This is a genomic window from Sphaerisporangium sp. NPDC005288 (assembly GCF_040607475.1).
Taxonomy (GTDB): Bacteria; Actinomycetota; Actinomycetes; order Streptosporangiales; family Streptosporangiaceae; genus Sphaerisporangium; species Sphaerisporangium rhizosphaerae.
The window spans coordinates 93,345-112,836 of the sequence record NZ_JBEXGT010000023.1; the positions used below are offsets into that span (position 1 = coordinate 93,345).

Sequence of the window (19,492 nt, forward strand, 5' to 3'; positions counted from 1 at the left end):
GTCGATGCACCGACGGGACCGGGCCGTTCCCGGCTCGCTGCTGGGAACGGCCCGGTGGACGGGGACTCAGCCCCAGAGGGAGGCGTTGCCGAAGTTGGCGGGTTCGGTCTCGCCCGCCGCGCCGACGGTGTCGGTGGTCGTGATGGTGATGGTGGCGTCGGGCAGGCCGGACGACTTCGCCGTGATGGTCGTGGTGCCGGCGTAGAAGGAGCGGAACTCGATCGCCATCTTGCCGTTGAAGGCCGAGACGTTCGGGGTGAAGGTGTAGGACTTGCCGCCGGGCAGGATGCCCGGGCCGCTGGTGACGGTCAGCGTGACGTTGCGGGTGTCGTTGACCCAGGCGCCCGACGCGTTCCGCATCGTCACCACGAGCTGGGTGTCGGTGGTGCCGTCATCGGTGATGGTGGTGGCGGAGTTCCTGCCGGCCTCCAGGGTCATCCGGGTCGCCGTTCCGCTGGTGGACTGTTCGCGGGCGACCTGCGTGGGGTCGGCGATAGTGGTGCTGCTCGACCACCTCGACTTGTTGGCCCGGTACCAGTACCACTGGTCCTTGGGCAGCCGGTAGTAGTCGATCATGCCCATCCGGGCGTAGGCGGGGCTGAAGATCGTGCCGTGGTCGAAGCCCGCCCAGATCGCCAGTCCGGCGCTGCCGGTCGTGAGCCTGAACCTGGTGCCGTCGGAGGGGTCCTTGACGTCGCCGTACGTCGGGTCGTACGTGCCGGGCCGGTCGGAGGTGTAGGAGCCGTACTCCGAGACGACGTTCGGCATCCAGGTGTTGGTGATCTTCCCGCCGTCGCCGTTGTACCCGGCGACGTCACTGACCGAGAGCTGGTCGAGCGAGTTGCGTTGCACGCCGCCCATCCCCGCCTTGCGCGTCGGGTCGAGCTGGTGGGAGTAGTCGCGCATCTTGCTCACCAGCGCCTTGGCGTTGCCCAGGGTGGATGAGGAGGTGAAGAACACCTCGTTGCCCATGGACCAGTTGATGATCGAGGGGTGGTTGCGGTTGACGCGGATCATGTCGCGGAGACCGTCCATGGCGCTCTGCTCGAAGGCCGCCTGGTTGGCCGTCTTCTGCGGATAGCCGTCCGCCTGGTAGTCGTTGACGGTGCCGGTCGGCGTGGGCTCCTTGCCGGCGGTGGCGGTCGCCCAGAAGGTGGCCTCCGACCAGAACATGACGCCGAGCCTGTCGGTGGCGTCCGCGAAGGACGGGTCGTGGGGATAATGCGAGCCCCGGATGAAGTTCATGCCGGCCTCACGGATTTGGCGGACGTCACGGTCGAATCCGGAGTTCGGGACGGCGTTGGCCCAGCCGCCGTGGTCCTGGTGCACGTCCGCGCCGACGAGCAGCGTCTTGGCGCCGTTGAGGTAGAAGCCGTCCACCTTCCACTGCGCGCTGCGGAAACCGAACGTGGTGTCGTAGGCGTCGACCACGGAGCCGTCATTGACCACGCCGTCCGGGGTGCGGTCGACCACCAGTGAGGTGGTCACGGTGTAGAGCGCGGGGTTGTTCGGCGCCCAGAGATCGAGACCCTGGAGCATGGCGGAGGTGTTGGAGAGGGATCCGCTCAGCGCGTCGAGCGTCGTCGTGGCCGCGGCGCCGAGCGTCCTGGCGGGGGAGTCGAAGCTCGCCAGCACGGTGCTCGACCCCTGCTTGCGCACTTCCTGGCGTGCGTAGACGTCGACCGCGGCGGAGCCGTCGTTGCGAACCTCGGTCTGCGCCCTCACGTTGGAACGGCGGGCGGCGAGGTTCGCGCGCAGGTCGGTGTCGCCGGGGTACTGCGACAGGTCGATGTTCCTGTAGTACGCGGCGTTGCCGGTGTCCCACGTCGGGTTGGTGAGCGCCGGGGTGGTGACGAAGGTGCCGTACCAGGTGACGTGGACGTTGTCGGTGACGTTCAGGGAGACGTCGCGGTAGAGGCCGCCGCTGAACTGGTGGTCTCCCGTCCGGGGGGCGAGGTCGGCCTGCCAGCGGTTGTCCACGCGGATCGATATCTCGTTGTCACCGGTACGGAGAGAGGCGGTGATGTCGAAGGCGAACCCCGTGTAGCCGCCCCGATGCGTGCCTATCTTGGTGCCGTTGACCCACACGTCGGTGACCGAGAACGCGCCTTCGGATTGCAGTTCGACCCGCTTCCCGCTCCAGGACGAGGGAACGGTGAAGTGCTTGCGGTACCAGCCCGCGCCCGTATAGAAGCTCGCCCCGCCGGCGGAGCCGCCCACGTTGTAGGGGGCGACGAAGTCGTGCGGCAACGCCACGGGGACCCATCGGGAGTCGTCGAAGTCCGGGTCCTGGGCGCCGGTCACGTCCGAACGGATGAACTTCCACCCCCGGTTGAAGTTGACCTTCTGCCGTGCACTCGTGCCGGGCGGCGGGCTGGTCGACGGCGAGGGTGACGGGGTCGGGGTCGGCGTGGGGGTCGGTGTCGGTGTCGGGGTCGGCGTGGGAGTCGGGCTGGGGCCGCCTCCGGCGGTGCTCCACTTCTGGTTGGCCTGGCCACCGCAGGTCCACAGGATGACCGCGGTCCCGTTGGCCGTGCCGTTGCCGTTCACGTCCAGGCACAGACCCGACTGCACGCCGGTGACCGACCCGTCGGCGTTCTGCCGCCACTTCTGGTTGTTCTGCCCGTTGCAGGACCAGATGACGACCTTCGTGCCCGGCGAGGTTCCTCCGGCGTTGGCGTCCACGCACCGTGTGCCGTTGTAGGTCCGCAGCTCACCGGCCGAGGTGAACTCGAACGCCTGGTTGGCCTGCCCGTTGCAGTCCCAGATCTGCAGGGCGGTGCCCGCCGCGTCGGTGTTTCCCGCCACGTCCAGACAGCGGCCCGAGGAGGCGCTGACCAACGGCGACGCCGCAGCCGACGCCGGCGCCGCCCATGCCAGCGCCGCCACCGGCACCGTCACCAGCACGGCCGCCATCACTGCGAGCAATGCCTTCCTGCGGGAGTGAGGGGGGGAATGCAACGATCCTCCTGGGGGGTGGGAGCTTGACCGCGGCGGCCAAGCGGCGGCGTGCCTGCGAAGTCTGTGCGCGTCAGCAGCCAGGAGTCCGGGGGTCGCCCCGGCCCCGAGTGGCCGGGTCCGGCTACCGAAACTTTCGATGTCAAGGTAGTTAGCTTTCCTGGCCGGAAGCTATGTGGCACAGCCATCTCCGTCAATACATCCGATCGATGTACCTCTACAGGTCCTGTCATCGCCGCAGCAGAGATATCGAGATCGCCGGATCGGTCAGCAGGTGGCGGTCGGATTGAGCGTGCTACCGGCACCACCGGGACGATGAAGACCTCCGACGTACAACGAGAAACTTTCAGCCGGCGGAGCGGCCGGAGGGCCGCAGAAGGCGTGCCCTCGAATCACTCGTCAGGCGGCGCGTACACCTGTACGGAGCCTGTTCGGACAGGCTGACAACACGATTCCCTCGCGGACGGCGTGAGTGATCCACGACGGTGGACTCCTCCGCAGGAACCACCCCCTCACCGTCCGAACCAGGAGAATCGATGAAGCTGCCTTCACGCGCCGCCGCGCTCGTGGCGCCCTCCCTGATCGCCTGCCTGACCGCGGCGTCCGGGATGCCGGCGGCGCGGGCGGCCGACGCCAGGGCCCTTCCGAGCGTGGACATGGAAGCCACGGTCAAGGCGGCTCAGATCGACCCGCGGCGATCCGACGACGCGCTGACCCCAGGAGCCAAGGCGAGCGTGCTGCTCGTCGAGCGGGCGCTGCGCGACCGGCACCTGCTCGACGCGAAGTGGGTGGACGGGTACTTCGGCAGCACGACGATCGCCGCCTTCGCGAAGTACCAGAAGTCGCTCGGCTTCACCGGCTTGGCGGCCAACGGCCTGCCGGGCAAGGCGTCCCTCACCAGGCTCGGAGCCGGTCGATTCACCCTCACCCGCACCATCGGCCCGGGCGCTCGGGTGTCCGTCGGCGGCGGCGTCATCGACACGCGCACGCGGAGCATGCTGGCCGAGGCGAAGCGGCTGCTCGGCCGCGACCTGGTGCTGCTGCAGGGCTCGTACAACCGTGGCGGCGACCCCACCTCCGCGGGCACCCACGACGGCGGCGGCGTCGTGGACATCTCGGTCAAGGGGATGACTCCCGCCACGCGCACCGCGGTCGTCCGCGCGTTGCGGGGTGTCGGCTTCGCGGCATGGGTGCGCAGCCCCGATCAGGCCGAATGGCCCTGGCACGTCCACGCCGCCGCCATCAACGACACCGACCTCTCCAGCCAGGCCCAGCACCAGATCGGTGACTACTACCTCGGACTGAACGGGCTCGCCGGCCGCGGCCCGGACGACGGTCCGAGGGTGACCATCCGCACCTGGGAGGAGTACCGGCGCCGCTGACCATCCGAAACCAGGTCGCACCGACATGACCAGGTCGCGGCGGGCACCGCGGACACCGCCCCCACCCCAGGACCACCACGACACCGGACAGCACGGACATAAGGAGAACACCATGGGAACGCTCAACAAGATCCTCGCCGCTGCGGCCGCCGTGACGGCGCTCGGTGGGACGGCGCTCGCCACCGCCTCGCCCGCTTCGGCGGCGACCCGCAACGGCGTGTGCGAGAGCGGCGAGTTCTGCTACTACTTCAACAGCGGCAACCAGGGGTCGGTCTCCGACTTCGCCGGATCGGTCGGCGACTACGGCACCAAGCAGCCCTCCTGCTTCGACTTCAAGGGGCCCGGCGCCGGCAAGGGCAAGTGCGTCAAGAACGCGGCCGCCTCGGTCTGGAACCGCAGCGCCAAGACCGTCCGGGTCTACTTCAACAGCAACTACGGCGGCAGCGTCTACCAGGACTTCGCGCCCGGCGCCAAGGGCAACCTCAAGGCCGGCCTGAAGAACCAGAACGCCTCCCACCAGTTCGGCCCGTCGTCGTCGGCGCGCGTCAACATGTCGTACGCGCTGTACAAGACCGGCGGCGGCGGCATCAGCTGCGGCTTCGACGGGTACGTGCACACCTCGGGCCGGCATGAGGGCATCGACATCCGCCGCAGCGTGGGCTCCGACGTCCACGCCCTGGTCGCCGGTCAGCTCATCTACCTGGCGCGCGGGCGCAACGGCGGCTCGGGGCTGTCCACGATCGCCGTCTACAACGCCTCGCTGAACAAGACCATCATCTACCTGCACTCCGCTCCGCTGGCCTCCCTGCGCGTGGGGCAGCAGATCGCGCGCGGCCAGGTCATCGCGGACGAGGCGTGGCACGGTGTGTCGTCCAGCGGGGCCGCGCACACCCACGTCGAGATGCGCCCCGGACGGCAGAAGCTCGCCGCCAAGAGCGTCGGCGACCCGACCCTGAGCAACCCGAACCCGAACTCGTTCTGGGTCTCCCAGGGCTACAACGTCCGCTAGCGCACGGCGGCCTGTGGCGAACCGCCACTCCATCGGATGCCGGAACCGGGTTCCCCGCCGTGTGACGCACGGCGGGGAACGGGCGTCAGCCCACGATGACCTGGAAGTTGAGCGGCCGGCCTCCGGGGAAGGCGACCCGTCCCGCACCGTCCATCATCTTGAACCGCACGTAACACAAGCCGGGGTTCCTCGGCGTGGTGACGTCGGTCGGGATGTCGACGGTCTCTCCGGGCGGCGTGTCCCTGATCGGGACGTCGGAGATGGTCTGGCATTGATCGGGTCGCTGCGGGAGATCGAGGCGATGCAGCGAATATCCCTTCCACGGCACGGCGCCGGCGTTCTTGAGCCGCCACACCTTGGTCATGGTGCGGCCGGGGCGGACGCGCGTGCAGTCGGGAAGCGTGATGTCTCCGAGGAACGCCGCCGAGTCACCCTTGTTCGCCGGCGGGGCCCACGGCGGGCTGGTCGGGCGCACCGGGCAGTCGGCCGCCGACAGCGCGGCCCTCGATGGGCCGCCGGACGAGGTCGGGCCGTGCCCGTCGGCCCCGGGACCGCGATCGACGACGGCCATGATGAGGACCGCCATTCCCGCACCGGCGGCCACGGTCGCGAGCACGGCCACGACCGGGCGGCTCGGCCGGAATCGCCCTCGGCCCCCAGGTGCGGGGAGGACGGGCCGCGCGTCGCCCGCGGCCGGGGGGCCGGGCACAGGCGCCGAGGTCTCACCGGCCGACCGTGGCGCTGGTGATCCGGTGATGACGGCCACGACGCGGCCTTCTGCGGCGCCCGCGGTGGAGGCCCCGAGCTCACCGGACGGACGAGCCGCCGAAGACGGACCGGCCGTCGAAGACGGATCAGCCGCTGAAGAGAAACCGGCCGCCAGGGCGTCCGGGTGGACCGAAGGGCCTGCGGCCCCGGCGGATCTGACCGCCAGGTTCGCCCTCTCCCAGCGTTCGCGGTACGCGGCGGGGTCGGCGTCGCAGGCCTTGACGAACTCGACGGTGGTCTCCCAGCTGGGGAGCCGGTTGGCCTTCGTGGCTTCGTGCAATGTCGTGTGCGAGATCGCCCTCGACCGGCCGGACATCTCCCGGAAAGGTGGGTTGCCGACGGATTTGCGAAGTTCTCGCAGTGCCGCCGCGAACTCCTCGATCGCCTCCGCTCGTGCACGCATGTCGTCCACCGGGGCAAGCTAACACAGCGCCCCCGGTGTTCACTGGCGCTCTGACCCACAAGGGCGGGCGAAGTAAGGCGGGCGCGGATGCCGGCGTGAGCGGGACGGCTCCCGGCCCGGCCGGGTGTGCGCCCGAGCCCGGCGCGGCGAGTCGCCGGACATCCGGCCATGCCCGGAAGGGATGCTCCGGCGATCGGGCGGATACTGGTGGCGTGTTGAGCAGTCACCGCCTGCGGGTGCTCAGGGAGGTCTTCAGGACGGGGAGCATCGCGGGAGCCGCGCGGACGTTGCGGCTCTCGCCGTCCGCCGTCTCGCACCAGCTGTCCCGGCTGGAGGAGGAGGCCGGGGTGGGGCTGGTCGAGCGGGGGGCGCAGAGCCTGCGGCTCACCGCGGCCGGGCGGCGGCTGGCCACCAGGGCGCAGGAGGTGCTCGACCTCATCGAGGCCGCGGAGAAGGACCTGCTGGCCCAGGCCAGAGCCGACGCCGGTCAGCTCCGCATCGGCTTCTTCGCCTCGTCGGGCTACCGGCTGCTGCCGCTGGCGCTGTCGGCGTTCGTGGCCCGCCACCCCGCCGTCGACCTCGACCTGGTGGAGGGACAGCCGCACGAGTTGATGCCCGACCTGGAACGCGGCGCCCTCGACGTCCTGGTGGTGTTCGAGCACGCCCTGGATCCGTGGCCGCCTCCCGAGGGCGTGGAGATCGCCCCGCTGCTGGAGGAGCCGCAGTTCCTCGTGCTGCCCCTCGGGCATCCCGCGGGCCGGGCCGCCAGGGTACGGCTCGCGGACCTCGCCGACGAGCCGTGGATCACCACCTACGGCACCGACGCGCCCATCTCGGTGCTGGAACGGGCCGGTGCGCTGGAGGGGTTCAGCCCGCGGATCCGCTGCCGCAGCGACCACTACGAGGTGACCCTCGGCCTCGTCAGGGCCGGGCTCGGCGTCGCCCTGGTGCCGAGCCTCGGCGCCCACGGGGCCGCCGGCGTGCAGGTGTGCCAGGTGGAGGGGCTCCGGCTGCACCGGAAGATCGGCGCCGCCGTACGGCCGACCAACCCGAACCCGGCCCTGCGGTCGTTCCTCGACTACCTCCGCGACGCCGCCGGCCGCCTGCGCAGCACCACGGCCTGAGGCCCTCCGTTCCCGCTGCGGCCGTGCCCGCTGCCTCCCTGGCTGCCGGCGCCGTGTCCGCTTCCGCTGTGTCCGCTTCCGCCGGGCGCGGCGCCGCCGGGGAGTCCGCTACCCGCCGGGAACAGGCCCGGGCGGTGCGGCCGGGGCGGCTCCGACGAGGCGGCCGATGCCGATGCCGGCCTCGCGGACGCGGGTGACCAGCTCGTGGTCGCTTCCCGGCGGCCCGGACGCGAGGACGGCGTAGCCGATGCGCCGGTCGCCGACCATCACGCCGACGTCGGCGCGCACGCCGTCGTCGGTGCCGGTCTTGTTGGCCACCCACACGGTGCCGGGCGGCGCCGTCGTCGGCGGCCGGCGGTCCTCGGAATCGTGCGGCAGGAGGGCGGGCACCAGGGAGCGGTCGGTGTTGTGCGCCAGCCAGCCCAGCATCAGCCGGGTCCACTCCTCCCGCCCGTCGAGCGAGGCGGCGAACCGGGCCAGTTCACCGGCCGTGCCGACGGCGAAGGCGGGCGGGTCGGTGGGCAGGCGCGGCTCGCGGATGCGGTCCAGGACGCGGGTACGCCGCAGGCCCAGCGCCCGCGACTCCTCGGCGACCCGGTCGAGGCCGACACGGCGCAGCAGCGCGTTGGTGGCGATGTTGTCGCTCACCGCGGCGGTCAGCACGGCCAGGTCGGCGACCGGCCACCGGCGTCCCGACAGGGCTCGCAGCAGCCCCGACCCGCCCACGCGATCCTCCTCGCGCAGCTCGACCGGCTCGGCGGGGTCCAGCGTGCCCGCGCAGATGGCTCGCGCCACCGTCGCCAGCAAAGGCAGCTTGCCGACGCTGGCGAGCGGCAGTTCGGCGTCCTCGCCGACCGCGATCTCACCGGGCACCGCGACCGCGATCATCATGGCGTCAGCACCGTTCCCGGCCGCGCGGCCGTCTCCTCGCCCTGCCGCACGACGATGTGCCCCGCCACCACCACGGTGTGCACGCCCTCCGGCGGCAGCAGCGGCTCGGCGAAGGTCGCGCCGTCGCGCACCGTGGCCGGGTCGAACACCACCAGATCGGCGTGCGCCCCGTCCGCGATCACCCCGCGTCCGGCCAGCCCGAACCGCTTCGCCGCCATGCCCGTCATCTTCCGCACCGCCGTCGCCAGGTCGAGCAGCCCGAGCTCCCTGGTGTAGCGGCCGAGCACGCGGGGGAAGGTGCCCGCCCAGCGGGGATGGGGGCGCCCGCCCGGCTTCGGCACGCCGTCCGAGCCGATCATCGCGTACGGCGCGGCCAGTACCCGGCGCACGTCGTCCTCCACCATCGAGTGACTGATGATCATGACCTCGCCGCGCTCGGCCAGCAGCAGGTCGGCGGCCACGTCGAAGGGGTCGCGGCCGTGCGTGGCGGCCAGCTCGGCGACCGTGCGGCCCTCGGTGTGCGGATGACGGGGGGCGCGGGCGATGGCGACGCGGTCCCAGCCGCCGTTGCCCACGGTGTTCTCCCAGCCCGGCACGCCCTCGGCGATCGCGGCCCGCATCCGGTCGCGCTGCCCGGGGGCCGCCAGCCGCGCGGTCAGCGCGGCGGTGCCGCCGTCGGACGCCCAGGGCGGCAGCATCGCCGACAGATGGGTGCTGGCCGCCGTGTAGGGGTAGACGTCGCAGGTCACGTCGAGGCCCTCGGCGCGCAAGCCGGCCAGCCTGGGCAGGGTTCGCTCGGTGCGGCCCCAGGCGTACTTGCCCGCGGTCTTGTGGTGCGAGACGTGCAGCGCCGCGCCGCTCCGGCGGGCGATCTCCACGGCCTCCTCCAGGGCCTCCTCCACCCGCGACATCTCGTCGCGCAGGTGGGTGACGTACGGCTTGCCGTGCCGGGCCGCGACGGCGGCCAGCGCCACCACCTCGCCGGTGTCGGCGTAGGTGCCCGGCGTGTAGATCAGCCCGGTGGACAGGCCCGCGGCCCCCTGAGCGAGCGACCGGTCGAGCAGCGAGCACATCGCCGCCAGCTCGCCCGGGGTCGCGGGACGGTCCACGGGCCCCAGCACCCCGGCGCGCAGAGTGCCGTGGCCCACCAGCGAGGCGATGTGGTTGGCGCGCGGCACGGCGGCGTGCGCCGCGGCGAACCCGGCGAAGTCCTCCCAGAAGCCGACGTCGCCGCCGAACCCGACGGACGCCTCGGCCCGCAGCTCCGGCAGCCGTCCGGGCAGCGCCGGGAACAGCCCGGAGCCGCAGTTGCCGCAGATCTCGGCCGTCACCCCGGCCAGCACCGGGGCCCGGACCATTTCCCGGTCGCCGCCGAGCAGCGCGATGCCGTCGGAGTGGGTGTGCACGTCGATGAACCCGGGGGCGACGGCCAGCCCGGCCGCGTCCAGGGTCTGGCGGGCGTCCGCGCCCGACCCGGCGGGCAGCACGGCCAGCCGCCCCCCGGCCACGCCCACGTCGGCGGACCGCGGCGGGGCGCCGGTGCCGTCGACCAGCAGCCCGCCCCGGACCAGCAGGTCGAGCTTCACAGCACCCGTCCGAGGAACGCGCGGAAGCGCTCGTTGCGGGGCTGCGCGAGGACCTCACGCGGGTCGCCCCGCTCGACGATCACGCCGTCGTCCATGAAGACCAGGTGGTCGCCCACCTCGCGGGCGAAGCCCATCTCGTGCGTCACCACCATCATGGTCATCCCGCTGGCCGCCAGGTCGCGCATCACCGCCAGCACCTCCTGCACCAGCTCGGGGTCGAGCGCGCTGGTCGGCTCGTCGAACAGCATCACCTTGGGGTGCATGGCCAGGCTGCGGGCGATCGCCACCCGCTGCTGCTGGCCGCCGGAGAGCTGCGCCGGGTAGTGGCCGGCCCGGTCGGTCATGCCCACCCGGTCGAGGAGCTCCTCGGCCTGCCGCCGGGCTTCCCGCCGGGGGACGCGGCCGACGACCAGCGGCCCCTCCATGACGTTCTCCAGCGCCGTGCGGTGCGGGAAGAGGTGGAAGCGCTGGAAGACCATGCCGATGTCCTGGCGCTGCCGGTTCAGCCGCGCCGGGGGAAGGTGGCGCAGCCTGTCGTCGCGCTCCTCGAACCCGATCAGCTCGCCGTCCACGCGGATCCGGCCGGCGTCGATCGTCTCCAGCCGGTTGACACAGCGCAGCAGGGTGGACTTGCCCGACCCCGACGGCCCGACCACGCAGACCACGCCGCCCTCGGGCACGTCGAGGCTCACGCCCTTCAGCACCTCCAGCGCGCCGAAGCGCTTGCGCACCGAGCGGATCTCCACCATGGGACGGTCCACTAGACCCCACCTCCGGCGAACGGCCGCAGGTTGCGGCGCATCCTGGCGGGCAGCGTGTCGTGGCCGCGCTCGAACCGCCGCTCGATGAAGTGCTGCCCGACGCTGGCGATCGTGGTGAGCACCACGTACCAGATCGACGCGACCACCAGCAGCGCGATGACCTCGAAGTTGCCCAGGTAGATCCGCTGCGCGACGGTCAGCAGTTCGGCTCCGGCGATGACCGACACCATCGACGTCGTCTTCAACATGGAGATGAACTGGTTGCCGGTCGGTGGCACGATCACCCGCATCGCCTGGGGCAGCACCACCCTGCGCAGCACCTGGCCGTGCGACATGCCGAGAGCCTCGGCCGCCTCCCGCTGGCCCGCGTCGACCGAGCGGATGCCCGCCCTGACGATCTCCGCCATGTAGGCGCCCTCGTTGATCGCGAGCCCGAGCAGCGCCGCGGTGAACGGCGTGACCAGCTCGTTCGCCTGCCACTCGACCAGTTTCGGGCCGCCGAACGGCACCCCGATCGCGATGGTGGGGAAGACCAGGCCGATGTTGAACCAGAAGATCAGCTGGACCAGCAGCGGCGTGCCGCGGAAGAACCACGTGTACAGCGCGGCGGACCCGCGCAGCACCGGGTTGCCCGACTGCTGCGTCACCGCGGTGAGCACGCCGAGGGCCAGTCCGATCACCATCGACAGCACGGTGAGCTGGATGGTGACCCACAGCCCGCCGAGGATCCTGCCGTCGCCGAGGAAGGCGACGATCACGTCCCAGTGCAGGTTCGGGTTGACGATGATCGTGTAGGCGAGCCAGACCAGGAACAGCCCGGCCGCCGCCGCGGCCAGCCAGCGTCCGGGGCGCGGTGGCCGTACCGCGTCCACGGGCAGCTCGGTCACTTCCACGGCTTGGTGTTCACCATCGCCTCGGGCACGGCGTTGGCGGCCACGCCGTAGGTGTCCAGGACCTTCTTGTAGCCGCCGTCGGCGATCAGCTCCCGCATGGCCCCGGCCACCGCGTCACGCAGGCCGGTGTCGCGCCGGTCGACGGCGATGCCCCAAGGCCCGGCGTCGTACTGGCCGGGCAGCACCTCGTACTTGCCGGTCTCGCCGGCGTACATGGCGGCCACCGGGGAGTCGACGATGGTGGCGACCGCGCGGCCGGAGTCGATGCTGAGCAGGCCGGTGGGGGCGTCCTCGCTCTGCATGATCGTCATCTTCTTGCCGCACTTCTCGTTCTGCTTCTCGCCGATGGCCAGGTTGGAGCTGCCCTTGGCGAGCACGACGGTACGGCCGCACAGGTCGGCGAGGTCCTTGACGCCCTCCGGGTTGCCCTTCTTCACCATGACGGCCCCGCCCGCGTTGAAGTAGTCGACGAAGTCGACGGCGGCCCGGCGTTCCTCGGTGTCGCTCATCGAGGAGAGCACGAGGTCCCACCGGTCGCTCTGGAGGCCAGGGATGAGCCCGTCGAAGGCCGCGTTGGTGATGGTCCACTTCAGCCCGAGCTTCTCGGCGATGGCCGCGCCGAGGTCGGGATCCACGCCGGTGAGCTGCTGGGTGCCCTTCTTGTACATCTCCATCGGCGGGTAGCCCTCGGCGGTCGCCAGCCGGAGCACGCCCCGCTCGCGAAGGTCGGCCGGCACGAGGTCCTTGGCGGTCGTGCCCTTGGCCGTCGCGGCGCCCTGGGACGCGCTCGTCCCCGAAGAGGAGCGGCCGCACCCGCCCGCGAGCGCCGTGACGACGAGCACGGCTGCGGCGACCGCGTAAAGGCGCTTTGTCATGCAAACTCCCAGTTCGCGCAGTGGTTGTGCATATGGTGGCGACGGGAGGGGAGAATCCCAAGACTCGTGAATGCTTGTGACCCTCAGCGTCGAAAACTTCGATGCTGAGGTCGGCCACGCTCACGAGACGTGGGGCGACATGCGCTCTGCTGGGGCCCGCGTGGGACTCGCGGGGGCAAGGTGGACCAGTTCGGTTCCTAGGCCGCGTACACGGGGGCGAGGTCGACGAATATGCGGTAGTCCGAGATCAGGCCGTCGTCGCCGGTGCGCCAGATCGACACGGCCACGACGCTGACGTCCTTGCCGTCGAGCCGGCGGTAGGTGACCTCGGTCTCGGCGATGATGTCGGCGCCCGCCTGCCAGTTCCTGACGACCCGATGCCGCAGGCCGTCGATGGTGGAGAAGAAGGCCCGCAGACCGGCGAGGATGGCCTCGCGTCCCGCCAGCGGCTCGGCGTTGCCGAACACCAGCGTGGCATCCTCGGCCAGGAGTTGGGTGAACCTCTCAGGGTCGAATGAATCGACCCGCTCGAACACGTGTCGCACCACTTCGTCCGTCATGCCCGTCCTTTCGCGCGCGACCGGGATCACTGAGGGGGACGATACGGAGTGGACATCGGCGGGCAACTATCGCGAGGGTGGGGATCCCGTGGCCGTGAGGATTTCGGACGGCGCGGAAGGTGAAGCGGGCGGGGGCCCGCTGGTGTGCCGGTTCTGCGATCAACCGGTGTGCCGGTGTGCCGGTTCTGCGACGAGCCGGTGTGCCGGTGTGCCGGTTCTGCGATGAGGAGGACGCGTGACGGACGCGCGAGTGCTGGTGATCGGTCTGGACCCCGCGAAGCTTGAGGGCTGGGACCCCGAGCCCATCCAGACGGGGATAGCACGCGGCCGGGCCCGCTTCGTCGATCACGGCATCGAGGCCGACTGGTGCCTGGTGGCACCCGACGAGAACCCCGAAGGAGCGATCGAGGAGGCGCTGATCCGCGGAGCCTACGCCTGCGTGGTGATCGGGGGCGGCATCCGCAAGGACGAGTCGATGCTCGGCCTCTTCGAGAAGGTGGTGAACCTGGTCCGGCGGCACGCGCCCGACGCGGCCATCGCCTTCAACAGCACTCCCGAGGACTGCCTGGAGGCGGCCCTGCGATGGCTGGAGTAGTCCGGTAGGGCGGATTCCGTGAAGGGCCCGCCCGGATTCGCCCGCCTGGCCGTCCGGACCTCCCGTTGATCCGCTCGCGGGCATGCTTCCGCGGTGAGACTCGTCCGATCCGCTCGCAAGGGTACGCGCGGACACGCTCCCGGGGTGGGACTCGTCCGTAAGCTGGGGGTGTGTCCCCCGTACTGGTCCTGCTCGACGGCGTCCGCTGGCAGGGTGCCCGCGTGGTCGGCGATCGCGCGCGGACCCTGCTGGCCGTGCTCGCCATGCACGGGCGTGCGGGGGTCGTCGACGAGCGCCTGGTCGAGGAGTTGTGGCCGGACGAGCCGCCGGCCAACCCCACCAAGGCGCTTCAGGTGGTCGTCTCGCGCACCAGGGCGGCGACCCGCGCCGACGTCGTGGTGCGGATGCCGCGTGGTTACCGGCTCGGGCTGCCCGCCGATCAGGTGGACGCGCTGCTGCTGGGCGCGCTGGTGGAGCAGGCACGGGCCGCGCTGGGCGTGGACGACGTGGCGCTCGCGCGGCGCCGCGCCGAAGAGGCCATGGACTTGGTGACCGGCGGGGACTCGGTGACCGGCGGCGCGGCGCGCGGATCGGACGGCGGCCCGGCCCGCGGTCCGATCCCCGAATCGGCCGGCGGGCCGGCCGGCGTCTCAGGCGGCGGCTTGAGCGGTGTCTTGGGCGGCGGCCTGACCGGCGGCTTGGGCGGCGGATCGACCGGTGTCGTGGGCGGTCCCGACGGCGGTACGGGCGCGCTCGACGAGCTGAGAGGCATGGCCGCGGGGTGGGTGGCCGAGGCGCGACGGGTCGCGGCGATCGCCTGGGGCCGCGGCGGCGCCCACGAGACCGCGCTGCCGCTGCTGGAGGAGGCCGCGGCCGAACGGCCGCACGATGAGCAGGTGCTCGCCTGCCTGCTGCGCAGCGAGGCCGCCGTCCGAGGGGTCGCCGCCGCCTTGGAGCGTTATGAGCGCTATCGAGCGGGTCTGGCCGCGCGGCTCGGCACCGAACCAGGGCCCGAGCTCGCCCGCGTGTACGCCGGACTCCTCCTCGCCGATCGGCCGGTGCGCGAGGGCATCCTGTTCGACGGTTCCTCGCTGCTCGGCCGCGAGGCCGACATCCGCGCGGTGCACGCCCTGCTGGCCTCCACCCGGGTGGTCTCCATCGTCGGTCCCGGCGGGCTGGGGAAGACGCGGCTGGCCCATGTCGTCGGCAGGAACGCCGCCCAGCCCGTCGCCCACTTCGTCGAGCTGGTCGGCGTCTCCTCGCCGGAGGGCGTGGTGGGCGAGGTGGGGTCGGCGCTCGGGGTCCGCGACTCGGTCAGCGGGCGCCATGCCCTGACCGCCAGGCAGCGCTCCGATGTCCGCGCCCGGATCGCCCAGCACCTCGACCAGGCTCCGGCGCTGCTGATCCTGGACAACTGCGAGCACGTGATCGAGGCCGTCGCCGACCTGGTGGCCTTCCTTACCGTGACGACCCGCGACCTGCGGGTGCTGGTCACCTCCCGCGCCCCCCTGTCGATCCCCGCCGAACGCGTCTACCTGCTCGGCGAGCTGCCCACGGGTGACGCGGTGGAGCTGTTCCGCCAGCGCGCCACGGCCGCCCGCCCGGGTGTGCGGATCGACGAGGGAGTGGTCGAGCAGATCGTCGCCCGTCTGGACGGCCTGCCGCTCGCCATCGAGCTGGCCGCGGCCAGGGTGCGGGCGATGTCGGTGGAGGAGGTCGCCCGGCGCCTGGCCGACCGGTTCGCCCTGCTGCGCGGCGGCAACCGTACGGCCCCCGACCGGCACCAGACGCTGCTGGCCGTCATCGACTGGTCGTGGAACCTGCTGGAGGAGCCCGAACGGCGGGCGTTGCGGTGGCTGTCGCTGTTCGGCGACGGTTTCACGCTGGCCGCGGCCGAGCGCGTACTCGGCCAGGACGCCCTGCGCGTCGTGGACGCGCTGACCGAGCAGTCGATGCTGAGCGTCCGCGAGACGGCGTACGGCCTGCGCTACCGGATGCTGGAGACCGTCAGGGAGTTCGGCCGGTTGCGGCTGGGGGAGGCCGGCGAGGAGGCGCCCGCCCGGGCGGCGCAGCGGGCCTGGGCGACGGCGTACGCCCTGGACCACGCCTTCGAGCTGTTCGGGCCGGCGCAGTTCACGGCGGTCGACGCGTTGCGCGCGGAAGAGAGCAACCTCGCCGACATGCTCCGGCAGGCTCTCGGCGAGTCCGATCCGGTCACGACGGTCCAGTTGCTGGCCAGTGCCGGCGCGCTCTGGTCGATCCGTGGCGAGCACTTCCGGCTCCTGGTCCACTGGGGAGCGATCACCGAGGTGGTCGACGGCTGGGCGGTGCCGCCGCACCTCGTCGAGGTGACCAGGGCGGCCATGCTGGTCACGCTCATGAACGTCGTCATCATGGGCGACCGCCGGGGCGATCCGCTGCGCGCTCTGCTGCGCAGGCTGCCCGTCGGTGAGGAGAGCGATCGCCGGGTGGCGGCGATGGCCACGGTGCTGCTCGCGTGCGACGCGGCCGACGGCGTCGAGGTGCGCCGCCGGCTGGAGGAGCTGTGCCTGAGCACCGACCCCGACGTCGTCCTGGCGGCGACGCACATGAGCGTCCACGTGCTGGAGAACGCGGGTGAGGTGACCGGGGCGATCGAGGCCGCCGAGCGGACCCTGGCGATGCTCTCCGAGCAGGACGGGCCGTGGTTCAGCGCGATCATGCACGCGGAGCTGGCCCATCTGGTCATGCAGCGCGGCGACCGCAGGCGCGCGGTCGCGCACGCGCGCACCGCCATCCCGGTGCTGAGCCGGCTTGGCGCCACCGACGACGAGACCCAGCTACGCGCGGTGCTCCTGGTCTCCGCGCTCGCCGACGACGACCTGGGCGCCGCGCAGGCCGAGCTCGCCGAGATCGTCGGGATCAACGACGGCGAGGTGGTGCTCGGCGGGAAGTCCATCGTCTCGTTGTACGCGGCCGAGCTCGCCCTCGCCCGTGGCGAGACGGCCGCCGCGCTCGCGGAGTACCGCCTGGCCGTCCGGCGGGCACGCGACATGCGGCTGCCCGGGTTGCCGCCCGCCGAGTTGACGCCGTGGACGACCGTCGCGGTGTCGGTCGCCCTGACGGCGTACGCCTACCACGCCCCGCCGGAGGAGGCCGGGTACGGCGAGGAGTTGTTCTCCGCCCTCCGGGGTCACGACGTGCTGGTCGAGCAGAGCCCCGTCCTTGACTATCCGATGTGCGGCCTGATGCTGTTCGCGCTCGGCACCTGGGGGGTGCTGCGGAACGCCCTGGCCCCCGACGACGCGATCAGGCTCCTGGTGCTGGCCGAGCGGTTCTCGTACATCAGCAGCATGCCCGGTCTGACCTTCGAGCGCATCGAGCCGCACGCCGAGCGGGCCGCGCCGGGGATGATCGCCGCCGTGCGGGCCGAGTACGGCGATCGGCGCGGCTCCGACCTGCTCGACGAGGCGCGGCGCCTCCTCGAGCGGGTCTCCGGCCGGGACCGGCGAGGGTCACATGTGCCGTTTGTAGCTGCGCACCGACAGCGGCGCGAAGATCGCGATGACGATCACGCACGCCAGGAGCGTCCAGGCCACCTCTCCGCTGACCAGGGCGTCGTTGGCGAGGTCGCGGGCGGCCGTGACCAGGTGTGAGACCGGGTTGATCCGGACGAACGCGGCCAGCCAGCCGGGCAGGGTCTCGACGGGGACGAACGCGTTGGACAGGAACGTCAGCGGGAACAGGATCATCATGGAGATGCCCTGCACGGCCTGGGCGCTGCGGGCGATCGTGCCGACGAAGGTGAAGACCCACGCCAGCGACCACCCCGTGAAGATCGCCAACAGGATCGCGGCGAGCAGGCCGCCCGCCCCGCCGCCCGGACGGTAGCCCATCACCAGGCCCATGCCGAAGGTCAGGGTGGCCGCGATCGTGTAGCGCAGCAGGTCGGCCACCATCGGGCCGGCCAGCGGCGCGATGCGGGCGATCGGCAGCGACTTGAACCGGTCGAAAACGCCCTTCTCCATGTCCTCGCGGAGCTGCGTCCCGGTGGCCATGCACGTCGTCAGCACCGTCTGGGCGAGGATGCCGGGGATCATCAGGGGGAGGTAACTCTGCACGTCGCCGGCGATGGCGCCGCCGAAGATGAAGGCGAACATCGCGGTGAACAAGATGGGCTGCAGCGCCACGTCGAAGAACTGCTCCGGGTTGCGGCGCATCTTCTTCAGCGCCCGCCACGCCATCATCATGGTCTGGCCGAGCGTCTCGCGCATGGAGACGCGCCGCCGGGCGGCCGCCACGCGGTCGGCGGCCCTGACCGCCTCGGGGGCGGGTGCGGTCATGGTGCTCATCGGTCCTCCTGCGTGCCGGTCCCGCGGTCCCCGTCGGTCTCGTGGCCGGTGAGGGCGAGGAACACCTCGTCAAGGCTGGGCTTGGCCACGCTCACCGAGGAGATCGACACTCCGGCGGTGCGCAGCGCGATCAGTACGTCCGCGGCCAGGTCGGCCTGGTCGAGGGCGACGTTGAGGCGGCCCTGTTCCGGGCTGACGATCGGGTCGGTGCCGAGGACGCGCCGCACGACCTCCACGGCGGCGGGCACCTCGCCCGGCTCGGCGAGCATGAGCTGGAGGGCGGAGTTGCCGACCGCGGTCTTCAGCTCGTCGGGAGTTCCCTCGGCGACCTTGCGGCCGTGGTCGATGACGGCGACGCGATCGGCGAGCTGGTCGGCCTCGTCCAGATACTGGGTGGTCAGCAGCACCGTGCAGCCGCCGGCGACCAGACCGCGGATGGTGTCCCACATCTGGCCCCGCGTGCGCGGGTCGAGACCGGTGGTCGGCTCGTCCAGGAAGATCAGCGGTGGCCTGGTGATCAGGCTGGCCGCCAGGTCGAGCCGCCGGCGCATGCCGCCGGAGAACTGCGAGATCGGCTTGCCGGCGGCGTCCTCCAGGCCGAACTGGGCCAGCAGCTCGGCGGCGATGCGCCGGGCGCGCGGCGCGCCGATGCCCTGCAGGCGGCTGAAGAGGTAGAGGTTCTCGCGGGCGGTCAGGTTCTCGTCGACCGACGCGTACTGTCCGGTGACGCCGACCAGTTGGCGGATCACGTGCGGGTTGCCGGCCACGTCGACCCCGAAGATCTCGGCGCGGCCCGCGTCGATCTTCAACAGGGTGGCCAGCATCCGTAGCGTGGTGGTCTTGCCGGCGCCGTTCGGGCCGAGGACGCCGAAGATCTCACCGGGGCGGACCTCCAGGTCGATCCCGTCGACGGCGCGATGCCCGCCGAAGGTCTTCACCAGCCCCGCCGCGCGAACGGCCGGTTCGCCGCCCCCGCCGGGGGCCGGGCCGCTCCGCGTGGGTCCGAGTTCTGTGATGCTCATGGCCCCACTCTCGGCGGCGCCGGTTTCACGGCGCCCTCGGCCGGGTTTCACCGGTTGCCGGCGCGGCCCCCGCGCCGAGGGGGTCGGCCGCTCCTCGAGTGCGGGCCCGAGATGGCCGCACCGCGAAGGCGGAGGCACGCGCGGACGTCCCTCCTCAGCGGAAAATTCGTATTGCCGCAGGTCGGAGCGGAGATGAAGCTTCGGTGTCCGGCGAAAACCGGGTGACATCTCGCATCACTTGCCGGAATGCTGGGCTGGGCCGATCAGTTTTGTCGGTGGTGTCGGTCAGGCTGAGCATGACCGCAACTTCTTGTGAGACCCAAAGGCTGGGCAG

General features: G+C 71.8%; 14 protein-coding genes and 1 pseudogene. 5 read left to right on the plus strand and 10 right to left on the minus strand.

The window, feature by feature from the left end; translation table 11 throughout:
* Nucleotides 1-66 precede the first annotated feature (66 nt).
* Nucleotides 67-2,919 (minus strand): ricin-type beta-trefoil lectin domain protein, encoded by a 2,853-nt coding sequence (locus tag ABZU32_RS22415; RefSeq protein ID WP_354924786.1) that lies wholly within the window; start codon nt 2,917-2,919, stop codon nt 67-69.
* A gap of 575 nt (nt 2,920-3,494) precedes the next feature.
* On the opposite strand from ABZU32_RS22415, the gene ABZU32_RS22420 reads away from it, so the two are divergent.
* A complete protein-coding gene (locus ABZU32_RS22420; protein ID WP_354924738.1) occupies nt 3,495-4,340 on the plus strand; it encodes a peptidoglycan-binding protein in 846 nt (281 codons plus the stop codon).
* A gap of 112 nt (nt 4,341-4,452) precedes the next feature.
* Nucleotides 4,453-5,349 (plus strand): peptidase inhibitor family I36 protein, encoded by an 897-nt coding sequence (locus ABZU32_RS22425; RefSeq protein ID WP_354844189.1) that lies wholly within the window; start codon nt 4,453-4,455, stop codon nt 5,347-5,349.
* A gap of 85 nt (nt 5,350-5,434) precedes the next feature.
* Here ABZU32_RS22425 and ABZU32_RS22430 read toward each other — a convergent pair whose 3' ends face one another.
* The gene (locus ABZU32_RS22430; RefSeq protein ID WP_354924740.1) at nt 5,435-5,971 is read right to left on the minus strand and encodes an NBR1-Ig-like domain-containing protein; all 537 of its coding nucleotides are present in this window, start codon (nt 5,969-5,971) and stop codon (nt 5,435-5,437) included.
* Between the two features lie 761 nt (nt 5,972-6,732).
* On the opposite strand from ABZU32_RS22430, the gene ABZU32_RS22435 reads away from it, so the two are divergent.
* The gene (locus tag ABZU32_RS22435) at nt 6,733-7,644 is read left to right on the plus strand and encodes a LysR family transcriptional regulator (protein ID WP_354844195.1); all 912 of its coding nucleotides are present in this window, start codon (nt 6,733-6,735) and stop codon (nt 7,642-7,644) included.
* Between the two features lie 108 nt (nt 7,645-7,752).
* Here the strand turns inward: ABZU32_RS22435 and ABZU32_RS22440 are convergent, their stop codons facing one another.
* The 6 genes from ABZU32_RS22440 to ABZU32_RS22465 all read right to left on the minus strand — a co-directional run bounded on the left by ABZU32_RS22440 (nt 7,753) and on the right by ABZU32_RS22465 (nt 13,210).
* Nucleotides 7,753-8,535, minus strand: coding sequence for a serine hydrolase (locus ABZU32_RS22440; protein WP_354924742.1), 783 nt, complete (start codon nt 8,533-8,535; stop codon nt 7,753-7,755).
* On the minus strand, nt 8,532-10,121 hold the full coding sequence (locus tag ABZU32_RS22445; protein WP_354924743.1) for a D-aminoacylase: 1,590 nt from the start codon (nt 10,119-10,121) through the stop codon (nt 8,532-8,534). Before ABZU32_RS22445 ends, ABZU32_RS22440 begins: the two co-directional genes overlap by 4 nt.
* Complete coding sequence (locus ABZU32_RS22450; protein WP_354844625.1) at nt 10,118-10,870, minus strand: amino acid ABC transporter ATP-binding protein; 753 nt, start codon at nt 10,868-10,870, stop codon at nt 10,118-10,120. The genes ABZU32_RS22445 and ABZU32_RS22450 overlap by 4 nt, the downstream gene beginning before the upstream one ends.
* Nucleotides 10,871-10,881: 11 nt before the next feature.
* Complete coding sequence (locus tag ABZU32_RS22455; RefSeq protein ID WP_354844204.1) at nt 10,882-11,775, minus strand: amino acid ABC transporter permease; 894 nt, start codon at nt 11,773-11,775, stop codon at nt 10,882-10,884.
* Nucleotides 11,766-12,650, minus strand: a complete 885-nt coding sequence (locus ABZU32_RS22460; protein ID WP_354844207.1) for an ABC transporter substrate-binding protein — start codon at nt 12,648-12,650, stop codon at nt 11,766-11,768. The genes ABZU32_RS22455 and ABZU32_RS22460 overlap by 10 nt, the downstream gene beginning before the upstream one ends.
* A 197-nt stretch (nt 12,651-12,847) precedes the next feature.
* Nucleotides 12,848-13,210, minus strand: a complete 363-nt coding sequence (locus ABZU32_RS22465; protein ID WP_354924745.1) for a nuclear transport factor 2 family protein — start codon at nt 13,208-13,210, stop codon at nt 12,848-12,850.
* Between the two features lie 235 nt (nt 13,211-13,445).
* Here ABZU32_RS22465 and ABZU32_RS22470 point away from each other — a divergent pair, with 235 nt between their 5' ends.
* Nucleotides 13,446-13,805, plus strand: a complete 360-nt coding sequence (locus ABZU32_RS22470; RefSeq protein WP_354924746.1) for a hypothetical protein — start codon at nt 13,446-13,448, stop codon at nt 13,803-13,805.
* Between the two features lie 770 nt (nt 13,806-14,575).
* A pseudogene (locus ABZU32_RS22475) lies at nt 14,576-15,610 on the plus strand (BTAD domain-containing putative transcriptional regulator); the annotation flags it as partial.
* A 1,689-nt stretch (nt 15,611-17,299) separates the two neighbouring features.
* Here ABZU32_RS22475 and ABZU32_RS22480 read toward each other — a convergent pair.
* The gene (locus tag ABZU32_RS22480) at nt 17,300-18,136 is read right to left on the minus strand and encodes an ABC transporter permease (protein WP_354924748.1); all 837 of its coding nucleotides are present in this window, start codon (nt 18,134-18,136) and stop codon (nt 17,300-17,302) included.
* Nucleotides 18,133-19,158 (minus strand): ATP-binding cassette domain-containing protein, encoded by a 1,026-nt coding sequence (locus ABZU32_RS22485; protein ID WP_354924750.1) that lies wholly within the window; start codon nt 19,156-19,158, stop codon nt 18,133-18,135. The genes ABZU32_RS22480 and ABZU32_RS22485 overlap by 4 nt, the downstream gene beginning before the upstream one ends.
* Nucleotides 19,159-19,492 lie beyond the last annotated feature (334 nt).

Bases quoted from the DNA above. Each gene is read 5' to 3' on its own strand.
- ABZU32_RS22420 (WP_354924738.1), top strand. From the start codon at position 3,495: ATGAAGCTGCCTTCACGCGCCGCCGCGCTCGTGGCGCCCTCCCTGATC.
- ABZU32_RS22425 (WP_354844189.1), top strand. From the start codon at position 4,453: ATGGGAACGCTCAACAAGATCCTCGCCGCTGCGGCCGCCGTGACGGCG.
- ABZU32_RS22440 (WP_354924742.1), bottom strand. From the start codon at position 8,535: ATGATGATCGCGGTCGCGGTGCCCGGTGAGATCGCGGTCGGCGAGGAC.
- ABZU32_RS22450 (WP_354844625.1), bottom strand. From the start codon at position 10,870: ATGGTGGAGATCCGCTCGGTGCGCAAGCGCTTCGGCGCGCTGGAGGTG.
- ABZU32_RS22460 (WP_354844207.1), bottom strand. From the start codon at position 12,650: ATGACAAAGCGCCTTTACGCGGTCGCCGCAGCCGTGCTCGTCGTCACG.
- ABZU32_RS22465 (WP_354924745.1), bottom strand. From the start codon at position 13,210: ATGACGGACGAAGTGGTGCGACACGTGTTCGAGCGGGTCGATTCATTC.
- ABZU32_RS22480 (WP_354924748.1), bottom strand. From the start codon at position 18,136: ATGAGCACCATGACCGCACCCGCCCCCGAGGCGGTCAGGGCCGCCGAC.
- ABZU32_RS22485 (WP_354924750.1), bottom strand. From the start codon at position 19,158: ATGAGCATCACAGAACTCGGACCCACGCGGAGCGGCCCGGCCCCCGGC.